Genomic DNA, 7,387 nt, shown 5'->3' with positions numbered 1-7,387 from the left:
GAAAATGTTGAATTTACTGGCCCCTTCGCGAGCAGGCTCGCTCCCACAGGGGTTCTGCCCATAGGGGTTCTGTATGTGCCATGGAAACTGCGGCTGTCGAATGCCGGCATAGCCGCCGATCAATAATCCCAGGAACCCGCCACCCAACGAAACGCGTCCCCGTCTACCGCCACGCGGCCCACGGAAGGGAACGACAGGTGGGTCGCGACGAACCATTCGCCGCTCGCGGCGGCCTCTTGCAGCAAGCGTACGCGAACGCGCACGGCTTCTTCCGGGTCGTGCTCGAAGCCGTTTTGCCAGTCGGGATGGTCGAAGGCCACCGGAAACAAGGCATCGCCGGCAAACGTCAGCTTTTCGTTGCCCGATTTGACGTAAACCACGCTGTGCCCCGGGGTATGGCCACCAGTGCGCTTGACCACGACGCCTGGCGCGACTTCATGCTCCTGTTCAAAGGTCTGCAGTCTGTCGCGGTAGACATCCATGAATTGCCGGGCGGTTGCCCGCAGCACGTCCGGCACTGGCGCGGGCATGTCGGTGCGGGTGAAATCCGGCGCCGCCCAGAACGCGACTTCGGTCGCGCAGACGTGGATCCGTACGTCGGGACTCAAGCGGTTCTTCACGTCCTCGACGAGCAGCCCGCCAATGTGGTCCATGTGCATGTGGGTGATCACCACATCGGTGATGGACGACAGCTCGATCCCGGCAGCCTCCAAGCGCCGGGGGAACTGCCCGGCACGCGGGAAGCCGGGAAACTGCCCGCCCAGTCCCGCGTCGACCAGCAACGTCTGCTCGCCGCTGCGCACCACCAGCACGTTCAGCGCCCAATCGAACGCATCCGGCCCCAGGTACATGTCCCTGAACCAGGCGGCACGGGCGGCCGGGTCGGCATTGGTCGACATGGTCGAGGTCGGCAGCGGCAGCACGCCATCGCTGACCACCAGCACATCGATGTCGCCAACCTTGAGCGCATAGCGCGAAGGCACCAGCTCCTCGGTGGCTGTCTGACTCAGCTTTGACTGGTCTTTCTGGGCAGTGTGTTGCAGAACCGTGGTCATCTTCGCTCTCCTGTTCTCGAATGAGGGGATCGCGCTGTTCAATACGAAACAGCTGATCACCTGGAGAACGAGTGTGCATCGCGGCGCGGCGCGCTCGATACCATACGGGGGTATGGCCGGCACACATCTTGGCGTGGGCGTTTCAAACGAAAGGACGGTGGATTTGCAAGATTGGGCAATCATCGGACCGGATCGTGCAAGCTTTCCCCGCCGATGCTTTCTATAGTAATCGGTGCCAAACCATCTGGAGCTGGTCCGACTATGAGCGCCCTCAATATCAATGGCCGTGAACACACGGTCGACGTAGATCCCGGCACCCCGATTCTCTGGGCCCTGCGCGACACGCTGGGCATGACCGGCACCAAGTTCGGCTGCGGCGCAGCCTTGTGTGGCGCCTGTACCGTTCATCTGGATGGCCAGGCCATTCGCTCCTGCGTGACGCCCGTTGCCGCCGCGGTTGGCAAGAAAATCACCACCATCGAAGCGGCCACCGACGGCAGCGACCCGGTGGGCAGTGCCGTGCACGACGCCTGGGTCAAACATGACGTGGCGCAATGCGGTTACTGCCAGAGCGGCCAAATCATGAGCGCCACGGCGTTCCTCAAGGCACAGCCCAAGGGCAAGCAACCCACGCCAGCCGAGATCGACTCGGCCATGGCCGGCAATATCTGCCGCTGCGGCACCTACGCCCGTATTCGCGCCGCGGTGGGCGATGCCGCCAAGACCCTCGCCTGACAGGAGCTCGCCATGCTGAACGAGATTTTTCCCAACGAGCTTCCGCGCGCCTTGCAGCACCTGCTTGAACGCGACGCCAGCGACGGCCCCGCCACCCTGCCCCGGCGCAGCTTTCTCAAGATCGTCGGTATCGGCGGCCTGGCCTTGGGCGCGTTTCCTCAGCTGGCCTTGGGGCAACAGGCCAACGGCGGCGACGGCGCGCTCAAGCCGACTCAACAACCTTCGGCCTTCGTACAGATCGCGCCGAATGGCGAAGTCACCGTAACGATCAATCGCCTGGAGTTCGGCCAGGGTGTCCAGACCGGCCTGCCGATGATCCTCGCCGAGGAGCTCGACGCCGACTGGAGCCTGGTGCGCACGCGCAACGGCAGCAACGACTCGGCCTACATGGACCCGGCGTTTGGCATTCACCTCACCGGTGGCTCCAATTCGATCAAGAACAGCTACACCCAATACCGCGAACTGGGCGCCCGCGCCCGCGCCATGCTGCTCACCGCTGCCGCCGCGCGCTGGAACGTCGATGTGGCGAGCCTGACCACGCAAAACGGCACGGTGCTTGGCCCCGGCGGCCGCAAGGCCAGTTACGGCGAGCTCGCCGAAGCAGCCATGGCGTTGCCCGTTCCGGAGAAGGTCACGCTCAAGGATCCCAAGGATTTTCGCCTCATCGGCCAGGCCACCACCCGCCTCGATGCCAAGGCCAAGAGCAGCGGCCAGCAGGATTTCGGCATTGACGTGCAACTGCCGGGGCAACTGACCGCCGTGGTCGCCCGGCCACCGGTGTTCGGTGCCCGGATCGCGTCCTTGGACGACAGCGCCGCACGGGCGACCAAAGGCGTGAAAGCCGTATTGCGCGTGCCGCTGGACGGCGGCGCCGAAGGCGTTGCCGTGGTCACCGACGGTTACTGGCCGGCGAAGCTGGGGCGCGATGCGCTGAAAGTCGAGTGGGACGTGGCCAAAGTCGAAAAAGTCGACACGGAAAAACAGCTCGCTCAGTACCGGGAACTGGCCGGCAAGCCCGGCCTGGTCCACTTTGATGCCGACATGAAACCACTCGCCACGGCGCCGCATCAGCTGGAGGCCGAGTTCATTTTCCCTTATCTGGCCCACGCGCCCATGGAGCCGCTGAACTGCACCGTCCAGTTGTCCGAGGGCCGCGCCCAGTTGTGGGTCGGCACGCAATTCCCCGGCGGCGATGGCGCGGCGGCGGCGAAGGTGCTGGGTCTCAAGCCCGAGCAAGTCCAGGTCAATGTACAGACGGCGGGCGGCGGCTTCGGCCGGCGTGGCGTGCCCAGTAATGATTTCGTCGTGCAGGCTTGTGAAGTGGCCAAGGCCGCTCGCGCTGCCGGCATCGATGCGCCGGTGCGCACGCTGTGGAGTCGAGAAGATGACATCAAGGGTGGCTACTACCGCCCGATGCACCTGCACCGCGCGCGCATCGGTTTTGACGACAGCGGCAAGGTCCTGGCCTGGGACCACGCCCTAGTCGGGCAATCCATCCTCACCGGCACGCTGTTCGGCGGGCAGATGAAAAACGGCATCGACCCCACCGCGACCGAAGGCATGCGCGATCCCTACCCGCTGCCGATGCGCTTGTCCGTGCATCATCCCAAGCTCAACGTGCCGGTGCTGTGGTGGCGCAGCGTGGGTTCCACCCATACCGCCTTTGTGATGGAGACCTTGATCGACGACATCGCCCGCGCGACGAAACAGGACCCGGTGGCGTATCGCATGAAACTGTTCGGCGATCAGAGCCCACGGCATCGCGCGGCGCTGCAACTGGCGGTGGACAAGAGCGAGTATGGCAAGCGTCAACTGCCCGCCGGCCAGGCCTGGGGCGTGGCGGTCCACGAGTCGTTCAGTTCGGTGGTGGCTTATGTGGTGGAGGCCTCGGTGCAGGATGGGCGTGCGGTGCTGCACAACGTGACCGCCGGGGTCCATTGCAACCTGGTGGTCAATCCGCGCAGCGTCGAAGCCCAGGTCCAAGGCGCGGCGCTGATGGGCCTGTCGATGTGCCTGCCGGGCGGTGCCGTCACGTTGAAAGACGGCGTCGTGCAACAGAGCAACTTCGCCGACTTCAGCGTGCCGCGCATCACCGACATGCCGCAGATCGCCGTGCACATCGTCCCCAGCGCCGAACCGCCGACCGGTATGGGCGAACCCGGCCTGCCCGCCCTCGCCCCGGCGTTTGCCAATGCGATTGCCAGCCTGACGGGCAAACCGCTGCGGCAGTTGCCGTTCAACCTGGCTTGATAGGCCTGCAACATCTGTGGCGAGGGCGCTTGCTCCCTCGCCACGGTTAGCGGTGATCGGCGATCAATTATCCTGGTCGCAGCCCTGGGCCAGAGCGCTGTAGTCCAGCGCCCGGATCGTGCCGGTGGAGTCCAGGTAGGTCATGCGTGACTCGACGACGCCGCAGCCCGAGCCCGCGCCTTGCTTGACCGACAGCACCTTGGCGATGTCCAGATGGTCGCCGTACATGTAGGTGTGCGGCTTGACGCTGTCCTGGGCATTGGCGTTCAGGGCGCCGAGGCTGAGGACGGCAAACAGTGAAGCGAGGCTGAGGTTCTTCAGGTTCATGGCGATATCTCCGGCGTTTGAGTGAGGTCCTGAGACGGCTTGTGCTGTCTCGATGGGGCTCATTTGACGCCGGCGAGGTATCTCGGGTGTGTCAGCAACGGGCTTAAGGGAATCAGTTCGTATCGACAGCGGGGCTGGATACACAGCGATACATTTGTATCGATGCTATTTTCGCTCAAGCGGTCGGTCGGTCCCATGAAACGCCTGCCCCAGCGCCGCCAGCCGCTCCGCCAAAGGCGGCAGGCATTGGCTGCTGCGGGTCAGCACGCCGATGTTGTCGGCGTTGCGCTCGGCCACGGCGTGTACCGTTTGCAAGCGCTCATTGATACCCATCGACGCCGCGGACTGTTGCTGGGTCGTGCTGGCGATCAGATCGTTGAAATGGTTGATCACGGCGATGTCTTCGACGACGGCATGCAACAGTTGCGAGGCCTGCTGGCTAGCGGACACGCAACGCTCGACCCCTTCACGGCTGTCTTGCATGGCGATCGCAGCCTGACGGCTGCCCTGTTGCAGCTTGGCGATGATCTGCTGGATTTCCGTGGTGGAGGTCGAGGTCCGTTGAGACAGCGTCCGGACCTCGTCGGCCACCACGGCGAACCCTCGCCCCTGCTCGCCGGCCCGGGCCGCCTCGATGGCCGCATTGAGGGCCAGCAGGTTGGTCTGTTCGGCGATGCTGTTGATCACGTCCAGCACCTGGCCGATCTGCTGCGCCTGCTCGGCCAGCAGTTGCACGGTTTCATTGGTCAGGTTGATCCGCCCCGCCAGTTCGAGAATTTCTTCCCGGGTCTGGTCAACCGTGGTGCGCCCCCGGTTGACTTGCTCGTTGGCCTGCCCGGCGCGCTGCAGGGTCTGGCCAACATGGCCGGTAATACTCTCCATGGCCTGCATCAGCTGGCCGATCGCGCCGCTCATCTGCGCCACTTCGTCCAATTGGTGCCGGGCACCGTTTTCCAGGGTCTGGCCAACCTGGGACAGGTCCTGGCCGAGGTCCGACAGGTCACGGGTGTCGCGCACCACACCGTCCACCAGGTTGGTCACTTGCAAGAGGAAATGGTCGAAACGCTCGCCGGATGAGACTTTCACGCCCTGGCTGCGTTGTGTGTCGGTGTCACGACTCAACTGCGCGGCGGCGGCCAGCACCTTGTCGAGCACGTCTTGGTTGTCCGTTGCATCGGCCAGGCTCTGGTTCGCCAGGTAGATCAGAATCACGCTTTCGACGACGACATAAAAGGCATGCACAAAGATCATCGTCCACCCGCCGTGGGCATCCATCACGAACACCGGGTAGCCCTGATGCTGGAGCCAATGAAACCCGACGTGGTGAACGGCGATGGTACCGGCGGCCACGACGATCGGCAGCCAGTCGCGATAGAACGTCAATACCGCCAGCAGCACGAAGATGCCGAAGTGGAACTCGATCACGCCTCGGGTCTGGTTGATGTGCAGCGCGGCCATGACCATCAGCGCCATGGCGATGATGCAGCGCATCGCGCGGGTACCGCCGATGCCCCGGTAGAGCAGCGTAGCCAGCAGGCACGTTGGTGCGCCGATCAGCAGCGCCTGAGTGAAGGTCGAATGAAGAAATGCCAGGCCCAGCGAATACAGGAGCGTGAGCCAGAGCAGCCCGAGCATGATGCGATCGGCTTTACGGTAGTGATCGTTAAAGCGCAGGGGCGATTTCATCGGGGCTGTCCTTGTCATGAACGGGTGCCGTCGTCGACGTGTCGACGTCTCGGGACGAAACTGTAGCGCATTGAAACAAATTAATGGCAATTAGCTACCAATCTTTTGGTCCAGCCTCTTTGCTTTATGATGGCCAGATTCTGTATCCCTGACTGATGGAACCCCCATGACTTTCGATTTCGACCAGGTGTTCGAACGCCAAGGCACCGGCAGCACCAAATGGAGCCGTTACCCGGCCGAGGTATTGCCGATGTGGGTGGCCGACATGGATTTTGCCGCCCCGCCGATGGTGATCGATGCGCTGCACAAGCGCCTGGAGCATCCGATGCTGGGCTACAGCGTGGCCCAGGACAGCCTGCGCGCCGCCATCGTCGCCGATCTATGGAGCAAATACAGCTGGCGCGTCGAGGCCCAGCAGATCCTGTTCCTGCCGGGGGTCGAGCCGGGCTTCAACATGGCTTTGCATGCGCTGGTCGAGCCGCAGCAGAACGTTGTGGTGCAGGTGCCCAACTACCCCCCGCTGCGTCATGCGCCGGGCAACTGGAACCTGAACAAGGTGGAGCTGCCCTTCACCCCGCTCGACGGAGAGTTCCATACGCCCCTGGCCGCGTTGCGCGACGCCTTGCAGGGCGGCGGCGCGCTGCTGCTGAGCAATCCACACAACCCGCTGGGCAAAGTGTTCGGGCGCAACGAACTCAAGGCCGTGGCGGACATCTGTATCGAGCAGGACGCCTGGATCATTTCCGACGAGATCCATGCCGAACTGTGCTTCGATGGCCGCGTGCACATCCCCACCGCCAGCCTCGGTGCGGAGATTGCCGAGCGCACCATCACGCTGATGTCGGCCAGCAAGGCCTACAACATCGCAGGGCTGAAAACCTCCTTTGCGATCATCCAGAACGCCAGGCTGCGCGAGCGGGTCAACAGCGCCAGGGCCGGCATGGTCGACAGCGTCAATGCCCTGGGCCTGGAGGCGACTCGTGCCGCCTACAGCGAAGCGGGTCCGTGGCTGGAGGCATTAAAGGCCTACCTGCAAGCCAACCGGGATTGCCTGGTCGACGCAGTGAAGAACCGCCTGCCAGGCGTGACCATGACCGTGCCCCAGGGGACCTACCTGGCGTGGCTGGATTGCTCCGGACTGGGGCTGGACGATCCACAAGCGTTTTTCCTGAAGGAAGCCAGGGTCGGCTTGAGCGCCGGAATGGATTTTGGCGATGACGCCGGGCAATTCGTGCGGTTGAACTTCGGTTGCCCGAGGGCCTTGCTGGAGGAAGGTCTTGCGCGGATGGAGCGGAGCCTGAAGGCCAGAGGCTGATCTGCTCCCACCTGTGGCG

Annotated in this window: 6 protein-coding genes; 3 read left to right on the top strand and 3 right to left on the bottom strand. The window is 63.7% G+C overall.

The features are described 5' to 3' along the window. Positions 1-119: 119 nt before the first annotated feature. Complete coding sequence (locus tag ACE04F_RS21250) at positions 120-1,055, bottom strand: MBL fold metallo-hydrolase (protein WP_486109761.1); 936 nt, start codon at positions 1,053-1,055, stop codon at positions 120-122. A gap of 261 nt (positions 1,056-1,316) precedes the next feature. Here ACE04F_RS21250 and ACE04F_RS21245 point away from each other — a divergent pair, with 261 nt between their 5' ends. Both ACE04F_RS21245 and ACE04F_RS21240 read left to right on the top strand, forming a co-directional pair. Continuing rightward, a complete protein-coding gene (locus tag ACE04F_RS21245; protein WP_486109759.1) occupies positions 1,317-1,790 on the top strand; it encodes a (2Fe-2S)-binding protein in 474 nt (157 codons plus the stop codon). 12 nt (positions 1,791-1,802) lie between these two features. Beyond that, positions 1,803-4,040, top strand: coding sequence for a xanthine dehydrogenase family protein molybdopterin-binding subunit (locus ACE04F_RS21240; RefSeq protein WP_486109757.1), 2,238 nt, complete (start codon positions 1,803-1,805; stop codon positions 4,038-4,040). A 63-nt stretch (positions 4,041-4,103) separates the two neighbouring features. On the opposite strand, the gene ACE04F_RS21235 is transcribed toward ACE04F_RS21240, so the two are convergent. Both ACE04F_RS21235 and ACE04F_RS21230 read right to left on the bottom strand, forming a co-directional pair. Further along, on the bottom strand, positions 4,104-4,367 hold the full coding sequence (locus ACE04F_RS21235) for a DUF2790 domain-containing protein (RefSeq protein WP_486109755.1): 264 nt from the start codon (positions 4,365-4,367) through the stop codon (positions 4,104-4,106). Positions 4,368-4,532: 165 nt separating this feature from the next. Next, entirely contained in the window at positions 4,533-5,249 is a 717-nt protein-coding gene (locus tag ACE04F_RS21230; RefSeq protein ID WP_486109763.1) for a methyl-accepting chemotaxis protein, read from the bottom strand. 970 nt (positions 5,250-6,219) lie between these two features. Between ACE04F_RS21230 and ACE04F_RS21225 the strand changes: the two genes are divergently transcribed. Further along, the gene (locus tag ACE04F_RS21225; RefSeq protein WP_486109753.1) at positions 6,220-7,368 is read left to right on the top strand and encodes a MalY/PatB family protein; all 1,149 of its coding nucleotides are present in this window, start codon (positions 6,220-6,222) and stop codon (positions 7,366-7,368) included. The last annotated feature ends 19 nt before the right edge of the window (positions 7,369-7,387 follow it).

Source organism: Pseudomonas sp. AGC41, from assembly GCF_057334555.1.
The sequence above is the reverse complement of the archived record's forward strand: the minus strand, read 5'-3'. Positions and strand labels throughout refer to the sequence as shown.